Here is a 19018-nt window from a genome sequence, read left to right as displayed (position 1 = left end):
ACCCCTGCAATTATTTTTTGTCGTCAAACTTGATTTCGCCCGTTGCTGCATAATGACTAACCCATTTCGGAAGGCTTCCGTTTATTGCGTCGGTTGCCGCCCATGAAGGCAAAGAGAACGCTTTTTGAAGAGCAATATCTTTTCCGAAATAAGAAGGATTCGGGGACATTGGCAGTTCTTCAAACGATTTGAATGTCATAAACTGACCGCCCGACTTCGCTTCGTTGCTTTCAGGGTCGAATTCTTCCATCAGTCGAACAAATTCACCTTTGACCTCGTTCCCTTTGTTTCGAAGTTCATGCAGGTTGTAGAGCGCAAGAAGAAATTCCGCTTTTGCTTTCTGCAACTCTTCAACACCGTCATTCCATTCCTCTTCTACCGATTCAAATTCTTTTTGCTTCCGTTCCTTCAATACCGGAATTTGATTGATGAACGCCTGATTGCGTCCCTTTCTGACAATAGCAATCTTTTGTTCTACTTTTTCAATTTTGGTTTTCTTGTCGTCAATCTCCTTTTCAAGTTTGGCTTCGTCCTTGAAATCCGCAAGTCCAAGCGCATCTTTTTCAAGTTTCGTTTCATACTCTTCCACAATGTCGGCAAGTTCCGCTTCCAGTTCCGCCTTTTGTGCTTGCAGCGTGTTCAATCGCTCATTATATTTTCCTTTCGCTTCTTGGATATCTTTGAAGAATTTCATTTATACGTCCCCCTTATCATTTTGATAGTGTTCAATTTGCTTTTCTAATCGATCAAGACCGTCATTCACGACTTGGAATATTCTGAACAACAAAAATGTTTCTTGAAGTATTCGTTCGGCGTCTGGATATTTCGCCTTTGCTGCTTCTAATGAACGACAATCTTTTGTAATACCTTCCGCAACCCGTTCATATTTGGCGTTAATCTCTTCCATTGTTGGAAGTCTATCTTTCTTAAAGAATCCCAATTCACACACCCCTTTTATTCTTGTTCTTGGTTTTCGTTACTTGGTTCTAGTTCAATATCTCTTTCTAGTTCTTGTGAAATACGTTTCACAATGTCCCTTCCTTGATATTTCACAACCCCCCGTTGATAACTTCACAACCTAAGTGAATTATTCGCCCTTCTTTCTGATTGTTCTAATCGTCTTTTGAACCGTCATCAAATCACGCATTGTTATATCAAGTTTCTGAATAAGAATTGCCGTGTCTTTCTTCGTCAAAGTACGCTTTCCTGTTTCAACAAAAGAAACCGTTGTATTTGTTTGTTTATTCAGGATTTTTGAAACGTCTTCCTGACTAAGTTCGAATAGTACCCGCAAGATTCGCAATGTCTTTCCGCTCATTCTGAAATCTTCCAAGTTTCACACCCCCGAAAATGGTATTTATAGCTGTGTTGTCGCTATATGTAACCCGCAAGCGGCAGCGGAGAAAGTAGGGCAAATTTTATGGCAACCGTTGAAGACGTGCCGCTTTATCCGCCTTCAATATTCAATTAAGCTGTAAGACGTTTTGACAAGTTCCATTACGAATTTTTCTTGAAAAAGTAATAAAAATCTTAAATAGTCCTTGTCAACGCCCCCTTTCGACCAATTACGAAGTAAAGGCAACGTAACAAACCTTCACCTTTTGCCCACATTTAGAGAAAAGGTTTCAGCACTCTACAACAAAGGGGGCAGTATATATGGAAAACAGAGCATTAATAATTGTACGTGGCGAAGAAGTGAAAGGAATCCTTGACCCTGCTTCGGAAGAAGCACAGGAACTTCGTTTGCGGTCGAAATATTCACAGGAGAAAATAAAGTTCATTTGGGAAGTAGAAAACGCTTACCATTCCGCAAGGGAAACAAAGCAAGCGGGAAGGTTGTTGTCCCTTCTTTGGGGAAATCCTATAACCGGAAAGAGGGCGGAAATTCAAAAGACGGCGGAATATTACGAACGACGGTTTTCAGGATATCGTGTAAGCCGCCATGATTTTGAATCGATTTTTATTGAAGAACTGATTCGCCTTCTTCCCAAAGGAAAGACGAATGATCGATATACTTTCTATGAAACATTCAAACAGGCATTACAAATGCGAGCATTGGACGTTGTAAGGCGGGAATCAGGTCAAACCAACAAACAGATAAAATTCGAAAAGGAAGCCGTTCCATTTGAGGAACATCACGAAGGGAAAATATTTCAGGGCGTTATTATTGCAGCACGTTCAACAATGGAAGAAAGGGCGGAAGCAAAAGACCTTGTTGCGGGGATAATGGAAAGCGAAAAATTGAATGAAGAGGAAAGACGTCTTCTTGCTGCAATGAACGAAAATCCCGAAGCGTCCTTCCGTGAACTTGCGAGGACTTGCGGATTATCCGACCACAAAAAGGCGAAGAGAACGCTTGAAAAGATTCGCAACAAAATGGCAGAGTATAACCCTTTCCAGTAAGTGCAATCTATTTCACATTGTAACAGCGGGGGACAATTCTTCCCCTTCTTCCTCTCTATATCTCTATCATTAATCATTAGCGTAATAAGGGAAAGATAATGGTTTGGCGATAAGGGCGATAGTATAGGGCGTATGTATATATTATTTTGCGTTTTGTTTTTCATTTATTTATTCGAACAAAGATGAGCGATTGGGGCATTTTTTCAAAAAAAGTTTTATTTTTTTTCGTTGCTTTATTTCGTCACAATAAGGCGAAATTATACCACAATGTATAGTGAGGACTATTTTTTCGAAAGGGGGACAATTATGCAGGAATTTGATTTTTCAATGTACGATTATGAGCGACCAAAAACAAATGTCATTCCATTCATTCCGAAAGAGGAACGGGAAAAAATAAGGAAGAAGCGACAGGGAATCAAGGAAATGCTTGCCAAGTATTCAAAATATCGGCGGGTTGAAAAGTAACCGTCAAGAATCATTGTATTTTCGTCCCTTGCAATAATTATTTTATAGGCGGTTTTCTTCGCCTTACAATTATCTTTTTTCCAATTATACGTTCCCTTTTAACCGTCCCTTATTGCGTCATTATTGACGTGATAGGGGACTTTTTTTGTTTCTATAACGTTATCTATGAAGCCCTTTTCGTTTAATATAGGCGTCCTTATTTACCGGATAGGGCGGTCAAGAATCGTTGCAGGACATTTGCCTTTCGAATGAAGGGAAGACGTTATACAAGCGAAATAAAGTCGAAATCAATGCCCTGAATGCGTGTTTAGTGCGGCGTTAAATCGACAAGAATTCGAACTGAATCCGTACAATGTAATATTTTAATTACGTTGAATTACGCTTAAAATATCCGCTACCCGTTCCGAACGTGTCCAAAGGTGTAAATTTACACTATCGATATTCAAACCCGAACATTCCCTATCGTGCCAATACTTACGGCAACCTTCGAATATATGACATTGTAACCATAACCGGACAAAGCTGCCGACAATTGATCGCTTGAATTCCGTCCAGATTTCCGCAATTATTCCCTTCGGTTTCTATAAATATATTTGTCGTGGAATTAAGAATATACGACGAAAGGGAAATAGGTCGCTGCCTTCAACCCTCATTCTTCCGCTTGGAATTCGTCGTGTATGCCTATCTAATAATCTTTATTTGTCGTATATGTAACACCTGCAAAACAGGTCAATCAACGAGCATACAACCGAATGAATAATTAATTACGGTATAGATTCATATAATGGTTCTGACGATTATGGTAAAGACGAGACGAAAGAAGCGTCAGCCAATGAAAGATAAGCGAATGATAAGGTCTAAATTGCTGATTTCGTTCGGGGGTACACAAGGGGGACGGGGGGCATTCAGCCGCTCAAAAGGCTATCAAAACGAACTTATAAATTTTTCAAAATGTTGGGGGCAAGCGAACAACCAACGTTCCACTATCGTTCCCCTAACTCCCTTCTCTTCCGTTTCCTTCCCGTTACCCCTCCGACAACCATACGAACAACTTCCTTACAAGACATAAATATCGTTTATATTCCGCTTTAAATCGCTGCAAGGACGACAAGGTTTCATATTTATTGGCGCAACCCTTTCGCCTTGATTTCGCCCTGACCGACTTCGCTTCGCCTTATATCGCCTTAAAAAACAAATCCAAACGAAAGAGCCGTCCAGACGGACGACCCAAGTTCTTTATACTTCAAATTCTTCTTCGTGCATTCCCTGCATATGCTTTCTCGAATATTCGTCTGCATACTTTATTGTCACGCTTGTAGGATAAGGCGTATTAGCACTTGCCGCCATCTTAAATTGCCTTGTCTGCCTTTTTCCAATTGAGGAGGGTTCATCAACAATAAACAGACCGGACTGATCCCACCCCAAGTCGTCAATCAGTATTTTACCTATGTTGGCAGGATTGTCACTATTGTTCGAAATAATAAGATATGGCTTTTGTACCTCTACCAATACTTTTGCCTTTAGTGCTTCTATTTGTTCTTCTTTCTCTTTCTTAATTCTTCTTCGTCGGTCAACCATATCAAAAAAGAACTTCCAAAAACTAATCAGTAATGCCAACGCTGAAAACACAAGTGATATGTACGGTATTGTTTGTGTCCAAGTGTAACCAAACATGTAAATTTCTCCTCTCTTTTATTTAAGTCCCCTTTATTCTACAAAATTATAAAATTCAAAAGTAAAAAAATGCCGAAAACTTTTTATATTTTCATATTTTTTTATAACTACTGCTGTAACCATTGTCACAAAAGGGCATATTTGTACCACAAAATTTAGTAAGGACTATCCTTGAACTTATTACGCTATTGCGCTATCCCGTAATTTTTATTATACTTTGTATAAACTAACACGGAAGGAATGATTAAAATAATGGCAACAAAACGACTCGACAAAGACGCAAGCATAGCGGTTTATTTACGAAAGTCACGGGAAGACGCAAACCAAGAAGACACTCTTTCTAAGCACCGCCAACAATTAAAGGAATATGTTTCTTCCAACGGGTTCAATAACGTTACTTGGTATGAAGAAATCGGCAGCGGTGATTCAATCGAAGGTAGACCCGTTTTCAAATCATTGCTGCCAATGATCGAACAAGGAAAGTTTGACGCCGTATTGGTCGTTGCTCAAGATAGATTGTCAAGGGGAAGCCAAATTGAAGCCGGTATTATACAAGAAGCGTTTGAAGAAAGCGGTACAATATTGTTGACCCCTTCCCGTTCATATAATTGGGAAGATGAAGGCGACATTATGCTTTCTGAATTTGAATCGGTAATATCTCGAAATGAATATAGAGCGATAAAGCGTCGGTTAAAGCAAGGAAAAATTAATGCAGCAAAGGAAGGGCGACTTCATTCGGGGAATCCGCCGTTTCCTTACTATTGGGATAAGAATACAAAAACCGCCGAAGTTGACGAAGAACAAGCGAAAATATATCGCCTTATGGTTGAATGGTATGTTAAAGACGGACTATCAGGCGTGGAAGTGGCGGAAAAATTAAATGAAATGCAGATACCGACACCAAGAAAGCGGGGTAATTGGGGAAAATGGAGAAGCGAAGTTGTCACACGGATTTTATTGAATGATTTTCATTTGGGATTTGTTTGTTACGGACGATACAAATTGAATAAGAATGGAAACGTCGAAAGGAATCCCGACCCTGATTCCGCAATAGTCGTTCGGGGCAATCATACACCGCTAAAAACAGAAGAAGAACATGCAGCAATAATGAAGCATATCGCAAGTTTACGAACTCACAATCGTCAAGACCGTAAAACAAGAAAAGATTCTTTTCGTCTTTCCGGTTTGGTACGTTGCCCTTATTGCGGGAAATGCCAATCCGTTTACAAACAAAAAGGAAAGAAAGAGCATTTAGCAAAGTGCTATAAGAAATCACAAACAAGAACGGCAGCTTGCGATACAACAAAAGGAATTTATGAAGAAGAAGTTTTTCAAGCCGTACTTCGATATATGCGGGAATATAAAGAAGAATTATTTTCACCAAGCGAAATCAACGAACAACAAACCGAAAGTTCTCTTCAAAGTTTGATTGAAATTCAAGAAAAAATTGTTGAGAAGTCAGAACGTCGAATTGAAAAAGTGAAGGAAATGTTCAAAAACGATTTGATCGAAATTCAAGAACTGAAAAACGACATTTCCACGGAAGAAGCAGCGATTAAGAAAGCTGAAAACCAAATTTCTGAATTAAAGAAATCCTCTTCTTATCTGGATAAGGCGGAAGAAGAAAAACGTCGTCAACAATGGTCTTCGGCAGACGTTGAGCGATTGCTTTCAGGGGACGAAATGCAACCTTCTGAAATAAACGCCATTCTTCGAAGATTAATCGAATCAATATCATTTACTATCGAACAAACGGAAGCAGGGACGCTCGATTTGAATGTTACAGTTACACCGAAGTAATGTCGAACCCGTATCCCGTAAGGCTTCCGTCCTCTTTCCCCTCCGGTATAACAATTCCGTTAATTCCTACGACCATCGTTGTCTATACATCTTTCAGGGAGGTTGATCAAAACTACCTGAAAGTCATGCAAACCTTCGGGGCAACCAGAAGCCAAACTTTCAAAGAGGCCATCCTGCCGGCATCTTTTCCAACCATCATCTCCACTTTGAAAGTTAATGTCGGCCTGTCCTGGGTAGGAGTCATAGTCGGGGAGTTCCTTGTTTCTGCCAAAGGACTCGGCTATATGATCATTTATGGGTTCCAGGTATTCAACTTCTCGCTCGTGCTGCTCTCGCTGCTGATCATCGCTGTATTTGCTACGCTTATGTATAAAATTGTCGAGATTATTGAAAAGAAGTTAATAAGGAAATAAAAAAACGAGGCATAATCAAAGGCCTCGTTTAATTTTGCAGATATCCCTGGTCTTGTAAAAATTTCAGTGCAGCACTGATCACATCATCCTTCATTACAAAGCTGAATCTGCCGTCTGCTTTTACAGTCTCGAAATCTCCATTCCAGAGCCGGGGCCCGGCAGTTTCCAGGTAATCGTTTTTTCCTTCTAAAAAGTCGATTTCGGCAAAAAAGATTGCTTTCGCAAATGGTGGATTCTGTTTTACCATATAGGTACCGATCCTGGTCAAGCTTAACACTTTTGCACCGGTTTCTTCATACAACTCTCTCTCTGCCGCTTGTTCAACCGTTTCCCCTTCTTCTGCTTTTCCGCCGGGAAATTCAAGCCCCCGGACTTTATGCTCGGTTAAAAGCCAGGTTCCCTGATGACGGGCAATTACCAATACATGCTTCGGTTCCATTGGAAGCTCAGAACTGCCTAACTCCAGATGAACCTCATACCCATTTAAATCTATAAATTTTTCCATTTAATTTCACCATTTCTATGTAAACTCTCATATATTTTAACATTTTTATTCTTATTCCTGAGGTTGTGGGAAAACCTCTATGCAGCAAGGGAGCGATTGCAGAAGCACATCTTAATCAAAGTTAGAACCTGCGCTGTTTTTCACCTATCCAAAACTCATTATACTACTCTTCTCGAACACATTCATTCCTCTTATAGTATCAGCATAGAAAAAACAGCATCCAAAAGAATGCTGTCAAGTCAGATCTGTTAATATTCCCATGCTTTTAATGTGGTTCTTGGCTTCTTCATCGCCTAATGTGTAAATCATCTGGTAGACATGGAGCAGATTATCGTCATAGGCATCATTATCTTTGTCAAAGTGGTATTGAAGATATGGGGTATGGGCTCGGTAAAAGTTCCGCCAGTCAACAGAATGCTGCTGATCGAATACTTCCCTTAACCTTGTGATTTCTTCATCCGTAGCCGAGATTTTAAAATTCCATGGAGAATCGGTAGAACTTCTGGATATTTCTCCTGTGGCAATTTCAATATAATAATCATGTTTTTCTTCTGCCATGAGTTCCACCCCTTAACAATAGTATTTATCTTTTTCCTAAAACCAGGCGATTTTATTCAATTTATTTTTTCTTGATTTTGATTTTATTACGAAGCGTTTCCACCGCATTGCTTAAAAACGGTGGTAAAGGCAGTCCAGCCCGGCCCGCATTTTCAATGATGGATAAGATTTCATTACAAAAATAAAAAATTATAGTGGAATCCCGAATAATATGCTGATTTCCAAGTATAGTATCAATAAGGTGGGCAACAGCCACTAAGCTGAGCACCAGAATCTTTTTACCGATTCCTTTTAACCCTGCTTTGCTCGAAAGACTGCCATTGATTCCTGCCGCAACCAGGCCGGTAACATAATCAAGTACCATCGCTACAATCAAGATTGTCAGCAATTGGCTCCAGCCGCTGCTGGTCATATTGGATACAGTTGACGTAATGATCGATGCGAAAGGAATGACCATCTTGTACATCCCATTCCCTCCCTTCTGACGATAAAATGGGATTAACCTTTTGTAAAAAGGGTAAATATTGAATAACTAGTTGTCCCTTCTATTCATCATATGAAAAAAGAAATAAAAGGTTATTTATATGACAAAAATGTGCTGGGAGGTGGAATACTTGAAACTTGTAGAGGAACTTTATGAAATTTACAGAGGTAAGATCAGGGGAACCGATGAAGATCTGGATATGATCGCCCTGACGATCCTGGAGGACTCCTCAAGGCAGGAACTGTTGAACATCATTGAGGAAATGGACAATGATGAACTACAATATTTTATCCGCTTATACATATTAGAAACGTTGAAAGAAAAGCTGACTTCAGGTGATCATGAGAATCGGCATAATTACAGAAGGAATATTCATTAATGAAGGTACTTTTCTTACACTTGGTTGCTATTTAATTTGAATTACAAATATAGCCAAATTCAAAGAGCTCTCCTGGTAAGCACAGAAATCAGATAGAATAAATCTTGTACCAGGGGGAAAAATCAAAAACAACAATCTATACCAAAACTTCCTTAATGAAAAACCCAAACCCCCAAAGAGACCTCTCTTCGGGGGGTTTTCTTACCCTTTTAAGTCGACGGAACCGCCTTTAAAAGGGTGAGGAGCATCTTTTGAACCAGCCGCCTCTGTCATGTTTTCCATCATAGCGGTTGCCCCAGCCATCTGGGACGCCATCTGGCTTTGCAGCAGGCTTAAATTCAATGTGTGCTGAAGTTCAGCTGTCTGCTTGCTCATCATTGAAGATAAATTCATTGCGCTTCCCTCATCTCTTGTAAAAATCTCAGTTATCACTATGGAGACTTACTTTAAACTTAACAGAGTTTTACAATAATAGAAATAGTATTAACTCGTTTTTACCTTCATGGTAAACTATAAGACAAGGGAGGAATGAGTTATGGGTTATGTTGGTGTACTTGTCATCTCTATCATCCTAATTTTTGTCATCATTCTCGTAAGCGTCCTTACAACCAGCAAAGCATATGACTACAAACATACAGTGGATCCGATCGAGAACAATCCGCACATCGATAATGATGAAGATGAAAAAGAGGATGAAACAAAACAAACTTAATATCATTGAAAGAGAGCAGCTTTCTTCTTGAAAATTGTTCTTTTTTAGTTTCATAATGCTTTTCATTTCATTAGGCTAGTGTTATATTTCTGATAATAAGTAACCGGGGAGGCCTTTCATGCAAAAATTTTTCCTGGCTTTAATCCGCTTATATCAAGTCGTGATTTCCCCCCTCAAGCCTCCAACCTGCAGATTTTATCCAACCTGTTCCCATTACGGTTTGGAATCCATCAAACGATTTGGAGCCGTTCGGGGAGGCTGGCTGACAATAAAGCGAATAGTAAAATGTCATCCCTTTCATCCTGGCGGGATTGACCATGTTCCAGAAGAATGGCCATCAAGAAAAAAATCTTGATGGTTTTTTACTTGCTTTTCAGGAATGGTGATAGTAAAATCATCTAGGGAACATAAATCGTAATGATTACTTTTTAAACGTAACAATAATGATGAACTGCCCATAAACCCTATACAAAGGAGGAGTACAATTGAAAAAAATAAAGCTACTCATCAGTATTGCTTTCCTCTTGCTGCTCGCAGCTTGCGGAACAGATACTGAACAAGAAAAAAGCATTGATTCAAATATATTAAAAGTTTATACAACTGTATATCCGCTGAGTGATTTCACAGAAAAAATCGGCGGTGAGTTTGTGGAAACAGCATCCGTCTATCCACCTGGTGCAGATGAACACACGTTTGAACCTTCTCAAAAAGATATGATGGAACTGTCAGATGCAGACTTATTTTTCTACATCGGACTGGGGCTTGAAGGATTTGTAGATAAAGCAGAAAGCGTCCTGGAAAATGAAAATGTGAAAATGGTGGCTACAGGGGCTGAAGTGGCAGGCAGCCTTGAAACCGAAGAAGTTGAGCATAATGAAGAAGGACACACGGATGAGGAAGAATCCGAGCATAGTGAGGAAGGACACACTGACGAGAAAGAAGCCGACCATAGTGAAGAAGCTCACACTGATGAAGAAGAAGAACATAGTGAAGAAGCACACACTGACGAGGAAGAACATGAGGAACATGCCGAAGAAGAAAGTCATGGACATGATCATGATGTCGACCCGCATGTGTGGTTAGATCCTGTTTACGCCAAGGAGTTGGCACACAGCATCTATGAGACCCTCTCTGAAGAAATGCCGGAACAAAAAGCAGTATTCAAAGAAAACTACGAAAACCTGATTTCTCAACTGGATGAATTGAATGCATCCTTTGAAACAACTGCAGCAAACGCGAAGAACAAACAAATCTTCGTTTCCCATGCTGCATACAGCTATTGGGAAAAACGCTACGGTATTGAACAGGTGGCCATATCCGGTATCTCTTCTTCAGACGAACCTTCTCAGCAAGAACTGAAGAAAATCATAGATGCCGCAAAGGAAAACAACATTTCCTATATCATCTTTGAACAAAACGGATCATCCCGTTTGACAGAAGTGGTCCAAAAAGAGATCGGTGCTGAAAAACTGACACTGCACAATCTCGGTGTACGGACTCAGGAAGATATCGATCAGGATAAAGACTACTTTGACTTAATGAATGAAAATATCCAAACACTGCAGAAAGCTCTTGGCAGTAAATAATGAAAAGCGCTGACTTTGATGAGTCAGCGTTTTTTGTTTTCTTGTCTATTTTTATCAACTAATATTACTATTTACTTTATTGGCAGGCTTTACTCTGACAGTTCCTATTCAAGCATAAATTAATGCCCTATTTGTGGGTGATTCTCTGTTTAGGGGTAATCTCATACTAATCCACCCTACTTTTGTATGTGATTCTCCGTTTTAGGGGTACTCTCATACTAATCCGCGGCGTATTGTATGCTCCTCTGACCATTATTGTTATAATCCGCCCCTCAAAGATTCAGCTGCTCCCTCATAATACCGACTGATAATTCGTTTTCCACATTTGGATAACTCTGCATAATTTGTTCCATTTAGAGAAGAATAAAACCGTCAATCACTAGCTAAAGGAGTAACAATATGGATGATTTGGTAATTGCACGGTCGATGTTCGGCACGACAATGGGTTTTCATATTATTTTTGCCACACTTGGAGTCGCCATCCCAATGATGATTCTAATTGCGGAATTGCTATACCAGAAGACGAAAGACCGCGAGTATGAAATTATGGGAAAAAGGTGGACAAAAGCATTCGCAGTGCTGCTCGGAGTCGGAATTCCATCCGGGACGATTGCCGGTGTCCAGCTTTCTCTGTTGTGGCCCGGTTTTATGGAGGTTGTCGGAAGAGTCATGGCCCTCCCTTTTCAAATTGAAATCTACGCATTCTTTGTGGAAGCGTTATTTATGTCCATCTATGTATATGCGGCCAACCGCATCGCTCCATGGATGAGGATCCTGAGTTTGACGCTGGTTGTGATCGGGGGACTGGCTTCTGCGGTTCTCATTACAAACGTCCATGCATTTGAAGGAACGCCTGCAGGTTTCAGGATGGTCAACGGTGAGATTGTGGACGTTGATCCTTGGAAGGCATTTTTCAATCCGAGCTTCTTTGTGACAGCAGGCCATGTAGCGTTGTCGGCATATGTCACAGGAGGATTTGTCATTGCTTCAGTGGCTGCTTACAAAATGCTGAAAGCGGACTTTGGCAGCAAGGTGTATAAATTTCACCGGAAAGCGTTGATGCTTGGGTTGATCATCGGCGGTATCTTTGCGTTTTTCACGGCCATCAACGGCCATGAATCCGCTCAAATGCTACATGAATACCAGCCTGAAAAACTCGCTGCCGCCGAAGGACTATTTGAAACACAGCGGTATGCCCCTTTGGCCATCGGCGGTTTTACTGACAGAGAAACACAGGAAGTAAAGTGGGAAATAGAAATCCCATGGGCACTGAGTTTCCTCGCAGGGGACAGCTTTAAAACGGAAGTCATCGGGTTGAATGACTTTCCTGAAGAATATTGGCCGCCGCTTTTCGTCCATACCCTTTTTAATGCAATGGTCGGAATCGGAACTCTGTTGATATTGCTCGGGCTTATGGCATATGTGTGGCACAAATTCCTGAAGAAAGACCGCTTCCCTAAATGGATGATGTGGCTATTCATTGCTGGAGGGCCTCTTTCCATTCTTGCCATTGAATTCGGATGGATATTTGCCTGTACCGGCAGACAGCCTTGGACAATTTACCGAATGCTGAGCACGGAGGATTCCGTCACGACTACTGGAAACCTGGCGACGCTGTTTGTTGCCTTCACCTCTGTTTATATTGTACTAGGAATTGCGGTCGTTTCGGTTCTCCTCTACTATTTCAGAAGACATCCTGTTGAAGACGACCTGAATAAAGTGGAGAACACAGAAGTAGGATTTTTCTCATAACCTCATATACAAATTCTTAAGCACAACACTGGAGGTGAAAAGATGTCGAATGAATTACTGGCGATAACGGTATTATGGGGATTTGTTTTCATTTATGCCGTTATGGCCACAATGGATTTCGGAGCGGGTTTCTGGTCCATGGTGTACATCAACCGTGAAAAAACAAAAGCGACCAACATCGCCAACCGATATCTCTCTCCCACCTGGGAAGTGACCAATACCTTTATCGTGGCGATTGTGGTCGCAGTTTATAGTTTTTTTCCGGGGGCTGCCTATTCGTTAGGTACGGTACTCTTGGTTCCCGGGAGTATGATACTTCTATTGCTTGCTCTGCGAAGCGCCTTTCTGGTTTTTTCCCATGTTGCGGATGACTACCGGAAAGTCCTGACTTATATTTCTGGACTTAGCGGCCTGCTGATTCCAGGGTTATTGATCACAGTACTGCCTATCTCTCATGGAGAATTTGTTGACTTTGAAAATGGGCAGACGCTGATGCTGGGGGAACTTTTCACAAGTCCGAATGAGTATGCTTTCATTGCTTTTGCCATTAGTTCGACCTTGTTTCTATCTTCCCTGTTGCTTGCGGATTATTCGAAAGCTTCCGAAGAACTCGATGCCTACAGGGTTTACAGAAGAGATGCAATGATCACCGGTCCCATCTCTTTGGCATCGGCATTGCTGATTATGTTTACGTTGAGAACCGAGGCAGGCTGGATTTATGAAAAAATGATGGAAGACAGGCTTCTCCTGATTTTTTCGCTGCTGGGCTTCCTCGTCGCTGGTGCAGCGCTGTTTTTGCCGACTGATAAAAAAGGGATCAAAGGGATGCCTAGAATCGCTGTGATCGCCATCACTCTTCAATACTTGATTGCCAGCTATGTATACGGCAAGGCGCACCTCCCATACATTATTTACCCTGAAGTAACCATCAGTTCAGGTTTTACCGATCCCAATTCTTTTAAAGCGGTATTCATCACCTACATAGTCGGGTTTGCCATTCTGTTTCCCGGTTTTGTATACTTCTGGAGTTTATTTATGAATGATAAGCGATACCTGAAACAGAAGACTTGATATTGTTACCACTCATAAAATAGTGCTGTAACATAAAAAATAATCATGTACGGCATTTCTAACAGGAGGGTGATAACGATGGCAAAAGATGTACTTTGTGAAGTAAACAACTGTCACTTCTGGAAACAAGGAAATCATTGCGGTGCAGAACAAATTTATGTTGTCAGCCACACAGGAAAACAGGCTGAGGACCAGCATGAGACAGATTGTAAAACTTTTGAACCGATTTCCTAATAGAAAAGCGTAAACAGCGGCTCAGTGCTTTACTCTCATGAGATTCAGGAATCACGCGATTCAATGTGACTTATCAAGTCCGAAATCTGCCGCTGGATTTAGTCAAAGAAAAGGGAGGCTGTCCACTCAGCCTCCTTTTCGCTATTTCGAGTATTCCTGTGTAAACAATGAAACTTGCTGCAGTCTCCGCCGGTTTAATTCAACACCGATTCCCGGTCCTTGCGGCATAGAGATTCTTCCATTCACCACCGATATGGCCGGTTCAATGATATCTTCTTCCCAGTATCGCGATGATGCGGATATGTCTCCTGGAAAGTCAAAGCCGTCCAAGGTAGAAAGAGCAATATTATGAGCACGGGAAACACCAAATTCAATCATGCCACCGCACCATACACGGACCCCTTCCCGCTCGCTTAAATCGTGGATAGATACAGCCGGCACATATCCTCCTACCCGGCCCAGCTTAATGTTGATGAATCGGCAGCTGCCCAAAGCAATCGCACTCTTGGCATCATGCAGGGAAGTGATACTTTCATCAAGGCATATATCGGTTTTCATTTCCTTTTGAAGCAGGCTGTGTTCATAGATATCATCTATCCCCAATGGCTGCTCGATCATCTCCAATCCGAAATCATCCAGCTTTTTAAGCTGTTCTATATCACTTAACGTATAGGCCGAGTTCGCATCTGCCATTAATCTAAGCTGCGGAAACTCTTTACGGATTCCCTTTATAAGTTCATAGTCCATTTCAGGAGATATTTTCACTTTGATCCGCTCATAACCGTCTTTAACAAAACCATGAACCTGCCTGATCGTTTCCAATACAGACGGAGCACCCGCAACTGCCCCTGCCGCAATCGTTTCTCTCTTTCCCCCTATTACCTTCCACAACGGCTGATCCAACTGTTTTGCATACAAATCCCATAAGGCACACTCCAGGGCCGCCTTAGCCATATTATTTCTTCTCACAACCGAGAACATCGGAAATACTTCTTTTGGATGACTGATAGATGTTCGGTGCAGCAAAGGAATTAACACTTCCTTAAGGATATGCAGCGAAGTGCCGACAGTCTCTTCTGTATACCATGGGGTGGTGAAGGCAACTCCTTCCCCGAATCCCCTTAATCCGTTTTCATCTATGACCTCCACTATTATGCCTTCCCGCTCCTGTACAGTGCCGAGATGAGTTGAGAAAGGTTTCTTCAGATTCATTTTTATAACATGCAGGATGATTCTATCAATTTTCATTGACTTTCCCCTTTTGAATAAGTTCCCTCAAGTCCTTGCGCAATAGTTTATTGGATGCATTTCTGGGGAGGTTCTCCACAAAATAAACTTGATGTGGAACCTTATACCCCGCAAGCTTGGTTCGGCAAAATTCCTTTACCTCGGAGGTTTCAAGTGGTATTTCCGGAACAAGGAACGCCACTGGGACTTGTCCCCATTCTTCTGACTCAATCCCTACGACACCAGCTTCTGCGATTTCAGGGTGTGAAACAAGAACAGATTCAATTTCAGCAGGATAAATATTTTCCCCTCCAGATATAATCAAATCCGAACGGCGGTCCAGTACATATAAAAATCCCTGTTCATCCTGGTAACCGATGTCACCGGTCAGGAACCAGCCATCCATAAAGCTTTCTTTATTTGCCTCTTCTCTGTTGTAATAACCTCTTGTAACATTCGGACCTCTGACAGCAATTTCTCCTTGAACATGGGCCCCTGCTTTCTGTCCGTTATGGACAATCATCAGCTCACAAGGAAATAATGGCTTGCCTGCCGATCCCAATTTTTCAAGACTGTCCTCTGGTGAGAGGGTTACAATCTGAGAGGAGGTCTCTGTCATTCCATAGGTCTGAAACACAGGGATGCCTTTTTCCTTACACTGCTGGAGCATGCTTTTGGGTGCAGGACCGCCGCCAAGCAGCATGCAGCGGAAATCGGGATGATAGATATCTTCACCCAGGTTCTTCAAAAGCCTCTGCAGCATTGCACTGACAACGGAGATAATCGTGACTCCACCTTTTTTCAGATCCTGATTAATCATCTCTTCGTCAAACCGCTCATAAAGTTTAATCTCCATTCCATAAATAATGCTTCTCATCAAAATGGAATATCCGCTGATATGGAACAGCGGCACGGCACAAAGCCAGGTATCCGTTTCCTTCAGGCCAAGATTCAAAGCAGACCCTACCGCACTCCACCAGTGATTATTGTAAGATTGTAAAACTCCCTTTGGCTTCCCAGTGGTCCCCGACGTATACATGATCGTACATACACTGGACATTTCTACCTGATCCTGCGGTTGAAATTCATCCGTTTGCCTAACCTCTATTTCAGAAATTGAGAAAACTCTTTTATTAGCAATGCTTTCTTTTAACTCAAGTGCAACACTTTGGAAATCTGCATCATAAAACAACGCATCCACACCCGTGTCTTGTATTTGAAATGCTAACTCTTCAATAGTCAGGCGGTTATTCAACATCACGGCCGTCACCCCTGCCTGTTGCAGTGCGAGCAGGAGAAAGTACCCCTCTTTGTTGTTCTTGATCAAGACACCGGCTTTACTGCCCTGTTTTAACTCGATATCATGCAGAGCACCCGCCCAGCTTCTCGCAACATCATAGACTTCCCGGAACGTATACCGATGCCCTTCAAATGTCAAAGCCCTTCTCTTAGGAGTCAAAAAAGCTCTCTGTTTTAATAAGTTGGGTAACAATAAATCAATCTCCATTTTGAAGTCTCCCATCAAACTTGTTCTATCTTTAATCTGTTGTTAATCTTGCTTTGGTATTCAGAAGCCTTAGGTTAAAAAGGCAACGTTATTCTCCTATCCGGCGACAATTTCTAGCGCGGTACATCATTTTCTCTGTTGCTCCTTTTGATGTCCCTCGCTTCCCAAGCGCCGTACATCATTTTTCCTTTTGCTGCTTTTGATGCCCCTCGCTATCCGAGCGCGGAACATCATTTTTCCTTTTGCTGCTTTTGACGCCCATTGCTTCCCGAGCGCGGTACACCATTTTTCCTTTTGCTGCTTTTGATGCCCATTGCTTCCCGAGCGCGGTACAACACGCAGTATGGATCTGGATATCTTGATAGCTGAGGAGAAGAGAAACTGTCCGACTATGGGTTACCCTGTCCCGCTCCAATATATATTGAAGTATGTAGGAAATTTGAAAAAAGCTTGATGGAAGATTCCATCAAGCTTTTGTTGCTATTATCATTCCCCTGCGCAGGTCATGCGAACCGCCATGCCATTGCAACCTTACTCATTAAGGGAAACGAGGGAATTGTCCGAAGTCCGGTTTGCGTTTTTCTTTGAACGCATCGCGGCCTTCTTTCGCTTCTTCAGTCGTGTAGTATAGAAGTGTCGCGTCACCAGCAAGCTGCTGAAGACCTGCAAGGCCATCAGTATCTGCATTGAACGCAGCTTTCAAGAAGCGTAGAGCGGTCGGGCTCTTCTCAAGCATTTCACTTGCCCATTGAACTGTTTCCTCTTCCAATTTCTCATAAGGTACAACCGTGTTGACCAAGCCCATTTCAAGAGCTTCCTGTGCGCCATACTGACGGCATAGGTACCAGATTTCTTTCGCTTTCTTATGACCGACGATACGAGCTAAATAACCAGCACCATATCCGGCATCAAAGCTTCCCACTTTAGGGCCTGTTTGTCCAAATACGGCATTGTCTGCAGCAATCGTGATATCACATACTACATGCAGTACATGCCCGCCACCGATTGCATATCCTGCTACCATCGCGATAACCGGCTTAGGAATCACACGGATCAAACGCTGTAAATCAAGGACATTTAAACGAGGAATTTCATCTTCGCCTACATAGCCGCCATGGCCGCGGACTCTTTGGTCTCCTCCTGAACAAAACGCATGCTCTCCAGCACCTGTAAGAACGATGACGCCTACCTTGGAATCATCTCTTGCATAAGCAAATGCATCGATTAATTCCATTACCGTCTTCGGACGGAATGCATTGCGGACCTCAGGACGATTAATCGTGATTTTCGCAATTCCGTTATATGTTTCGTACAGAATATCTTCATAATTTCTTTCGCTTACCCATTCAAAGGACATAACGGGAAAACCTCCTTATGTATTCTTTAAGAACTCCCTTACTATTGTACCAAACTTTTCAGGTTCTTCCACATGTAATGCATGTCCAGCTCCGTCAACTTTTTCAAAAATTGCATTTTTTGCTTTGGCCTGCATTTCCTCGGCAATCCTGCAGAACTTGGAATCCAGTTCACCTGTAATGAATAGCATCTCCATTGGCAGATTCCTTAATTCCTCCCAGTAATCGGGCTGCCTTCCAGTTCCCATTCCCCTCAAACTGTTCGCAAGGCCCAGCGGGTTTTGGGACAACCTGTTCTGCCTGATTTCTTTCTGCTTTGAAATAGGAAGCTGTTTCTGGGATGAGAACAAGGGGATGTTCTCCCAGTAATCTACAAAATCTTTCAAGCCTTTATCTACTATCATACCTGCCAGTTTTTCATCTCCGGCAACTCTTTGTTTTCGTTCCTCTTCCGTTTTCAACCCTGGTGATGAACTCTCCAGAATCAACGCTTTGACCCGCTCTGGATAGGCTGCTGAAAAAGCCAGAGCCAGTCTTCCACCCATTGAATACCCAAGCAGATACACTTCTTCGGTATTCAATTCATCGATGATTGCTTTTAGATCCTCTATCGCATGCTCAATTTGATAACGATCCGGGTTGTCAGGTGTATCCGTTCTGCCATGCCCAAGCAAATCCACAGCAATTGTTCGGTAGTTTTCCAAGTAAGGAAGCAGTTCATCCCACGTACTGTTGTCACCGGTAAATCCGTGAAGAAGGAGAATCGGTGTTCCTTTGCCATGCACTTCGATATGATACTGTACACCATTTATAGACATCATTTTTATCACCTGTGAAAATTAATTCCCCTTTTAATCAGCTTGTTTCTATTTGGGCATATTAATGGCCCACTA

The 19018-nt window shown here is 41.9% G+C and carries 22 protein-coding genes and 1 pseudogene; 11 read left to right on the top strand and 12 right to left on the bottom strand.

Annotated features, from left to right (window positions below):
• Positions 1-10 precede the first annotated feature (10 nt).
• The 3 genes from BSG1_RS08025 to BSG1_RS08015 form a co-directional block, all read right to left on the bottom strand.
• Positions 11-694, bottom strand: a complete 684-nt coding sequence (locus tag BSG1_RS08025) for a hypothetical protein (RefSeq protein WP_006836471.1) — start codon at positions 692-694, stop codon at positions 11-13.
• A complete protein-coding gene (locus tag BSG1_RS08020) occupies positions 695-940 on the bottom strand; it encodes a hypothetical protein (protein WP_006836470.1) in 246 nt (81 codons plus the stop codon). It abuts the gene before it with no gap.
• A 147-nt stretch (positions 941-1087) separates the two neighbouring features.
• Positions 1088-1333, bottom strand: coding sequence for a helix-turn-helix domain-containing protein (locus BSG1_RS08015; protein WP_006836469.1), 246 nt, complete (start codon positions 1331-1333; stop codon positions 1088-1090).
• 323 nt (positions 1334-1656) lie between these two features.
• On the opposite strand from BSG1_RS08015, the gene BSG1_RS08010 reads away from it, so the two are divergent.
• Together BSG1_RS08010 and BSG1_RS20800 are read left to right on the top strand one after the other, a co-directional pair.
• Entirely contained in the window at positions 1657-2403 is a 747-nt protein-coding gene (locus BSG1_RS08010) for an AsnC family protein (RefSeq protein ID WP_006836468.1), read from the top strand.
• Between the two features lie 306 nt (positions 2404-2709).
• A complete protein-coding gene (locus tag BSG1_RS20800; protein WP_156791435.1) occupies positions 2710-2868 on the top strand; it encodes a hypothetical protein in 159 nt (52 codons plus the stop codon).
• Between the two features lie 1236 nt (positions 2869-4104).
• Here the strand turns inward: BSG1_RS20800 and BSG1_RS08005 are convergent.
• On the bottom strand, positions 4105-4542 hold the full coding sequence (locus BSG1_RS08005; RefSeq protein WP_006836466.1) for a hypothetical protein: 438 nt from the start codon (positions 4540-4542) through the stop codon (positions 4105-4107).
• A gap of 240 nt (positions 4543-4782) precedes the next feature.
• On the opposite strand from BSG1_RS08005, the gene BSG1_RS08000 reads away from it, so the two are divergent.
• Together BSG1_RS08000 and BSG1_RS07995 are read left to right on the top strand one after the other, a co-directional pair.
• Complete coding sequence (locus BSG1_RS08000) at positions 4783-6342, top strand: recombinase family protein (RefSeq protein WP_006836465.1); 1560 nt, start codon at positions 4783-4785, stop codon at positions 6340-6342.
• A gap of 59 nt (positions 6343-6401) precedes the next feature.
• Positions 6402-6755: pseudogene (locus BSG1_RS07995) on the top strand (ABC transporter permease); the annotation flags it as partial.
• 28 nt (positions 6756-6783) lie between these two features.
• On the opposite strand, the gene ytkD reads toward BSG1_RS07995, so the two are convergent.
• The 3 genes from ytkD to BSG1_RS07980 all read right to left on the bottom strand — a co-directional run bounded on the left by ytkD (position 6784) and on the right by BSG1_RS07980 (position 8284).
• Positions 6784-7260, bottom strand: coding sequence for an RNA deprotection pyrophosphohydrolase (gene ytkD, locus BSG1_RS07990; RefSeq protein ID WP_006836463.1), 477 nt, complete (start codon positions 7258-7260; stop codon positions 6784-6786).
• A gap of 234 nt (positions 7261-7494) precedes the next feature.
• A complete protein-coding gene (locus tag BSG1_RS07985; RefSeq protein ID WP_006836462.1) occupies positions 7495-7818 on the bottom strand; it encodes a hypothetical protein in 324 nt (107 codons plus the stop codon).
• A 61-nt stretch (positions 7819-7879) separates the two neighbouring features.
• Entirely contained in the window at positions 7880-8284 is a 405-nt protein-coding gene (locus tag BSG1_RS07980; protein ID WP_156791434.1) for a phage holin family protein, read from the bottom strand.
• Between the two features lie 139 nt (positions 8285-8423).
• Between BSG1_RS07980 and BSG1_RS07975 the strand changes: the two genes are divergently transcribed.
• Entirely contained in the window at positions 8424-8681 is a 258-nt protein-coding gene (locus BSG1_RS07975) for a DUF6154 family protein (protein WP_442852154.1), read from the top strand.
• Positions 8682-8882: 201 nt separating this feature from the next.
• Here the strand turns inward: BSG1_RS07975 and BSG1_RS07970 are convergent, their stop codons facing one another.
• Positions 8883-9074 carry a hypothetical protein gene (locus BSG1_RS07970; protein WP_044022590.1) on the bottom strand — a complete coding sequence of 64 codons (192 nt, stop codon included), beginning with the start codon at positions 9072-9074 and terminating at the stop codon, positions 8883-8885.
• Between the two features lie 142 nt (positions 9075-9216).
• Between BSG1_RS07970 and ytzI the strand changes: the two genes are divergently transcribed.
• The 6 genes from ytzI (at position 9217) to BSG1_RS20255 (ending at position 14036) form a co-directional block, all read left to right on the top strand.
• Positions 9217-9393 carry a YtzI protein gene (gene ytzI / locus BSG1_RS20260; protein ID WP_006836458.1) on the top strand — a complete coding sequence of 59 codons (177 nt, stop codon included), beginning with the start codon at positions 9217-9219 and terminating at the stop codon, positions 9391-9393.
• A 118-nt stretch (positions 9394-9511) separates the two neighbouring features.
• Positions 9512-9748 (top strand): membrane protein insertion efficiency factor YidD, encoded by a 237-nt coding sequence (gene yidD, locus BSG1_RS07965; protein ID WP_006836457.1) that lies wholly within the window; start codon positions 9512-9514, stop codon positions 9746-9748.
• A 130-nt stretch (positions 9749-9878) separates the two neighbouring features.
• Positions 9879-10979 carry a metal ABC transporter solute-binding protein, Zn/Mn family gene (locus tag BSG1_RS07960; RefSeq protein ID WP_006836455.1) on the top strand — a complete coding sequence of 367 codons (1101 nt, stop codon included), beginning with the start codon at positions 9879-9881 and terminating at the stop codon, positions 10977-10979.
• 399 nt (positions 10980-11378) lie between these two features.
• The gene (locus BSG1_RS07955) at positions 11379-12731 is read left to right on the top strand and encodes a cytochrome ubiquinol oxidase subunit I (RefSeq protein ID WP_006836454.1); all 1353 of its coding nucleotides are present in this window, start codon (positions 11379-11381) and stop codon (positions 12729-12731) included.
• A gap of 42 nt (positions 12732-12773) precedes the next feature.
• A complete protein-coding gene (locus BSG1_RS07950; protein ID WP_006836453.1) occupies positions 12774-13802 on the top strand; it encodes a cytochrome d ubiquinol oxidase subunit II in 1029 nt (342 codons plus the stop codon).
• Positions 13803-13880: 78 nt separating this feature from the next.
• Complete coding sequence (locus BSG1_RS20255; protein ID WP_006836452.1) at positions 13881-14036, top strand: DUF1540 domain-containing protein; 156 nt, start codon at positions 13881-13883, stop codon at positions 14034-14036.
• Between the two features lie 141 nt (positions 14037-14177).
• Here BSG1_RS20255 and menC read toward each other — a convergent pair whose 3' ends face one another.
• The 4 genes from menC to menH form a co-directional block, all read right to left on the bottom strand.
• Positions 14178-15284 carry an o-succinylbenzoate synthase gene (menC, locus tag BSG1_RS07945; protein WP_006836451.1) on the bottom strand — a complete coding sequence of 369 codons (1107 nt, stop codon included), beginning with the start codon at positions 15282-15284 and terminating at the stop codon, positions 14178-14180.
• Positions 15274-16770 (bottom strand): o-succinylbenzoate--CoA ligase, encoded by a 1497-nt coding sequence (locus BSG1_RS07940; protein WP_044022589.1) that lies wholly within the window; start codon positions 16768-16770, stop codon positions 15274-15276. The genes menC and BSG1_RS07940 overlap by 11 nt, the downstream gene beginning before the upstream one ends.
• A gap of 538 nt (positions 16771-17308) precedes the next feature.
• On the bottom strand, positions 17309-18127 hold the full coding sequence (gene menB, locus BSG1_RS07935) for a 1,4-dihydroxy-2-naphthoyl-CoA synthase (RefSeq protein ID WP_006836448.1): 819 nt from the start codon (positions 18125-18127) through the stop codon (positions 17309-17311).
• Between the two features lie 15 nt (positions 18128-18142).
• Positions 18143-18946, bottom strand: coding sequence for a 2-succinyl-6-hydroxy-2,4-cyclohexadiene-1-carboxylate synthase (gene menH, locus BSG1_RS07930; protein ID WP_006836447.1), 804 nt, complete (start codon positions 18944-18946; stop codon positions 18143-18145).
• Positions 18947-19018: the final 72 nt, after the last annotated feature.

Origin of the sequence: Bacillus sp. SG-1 (assembly GCF_000181495.1) — a bacterium.
In the GTDB taxonomy this organism is placed as follows: Bacteria; Bacillota; Bacilli; order Bacillales; family Bacillaceae_B; genus Rossellomorea.
The sequence above is the reverse complement of the archived record's forward strand: the minus strand, read 5'-3'. Positions and strand labels throughout refer to the sequence as shown.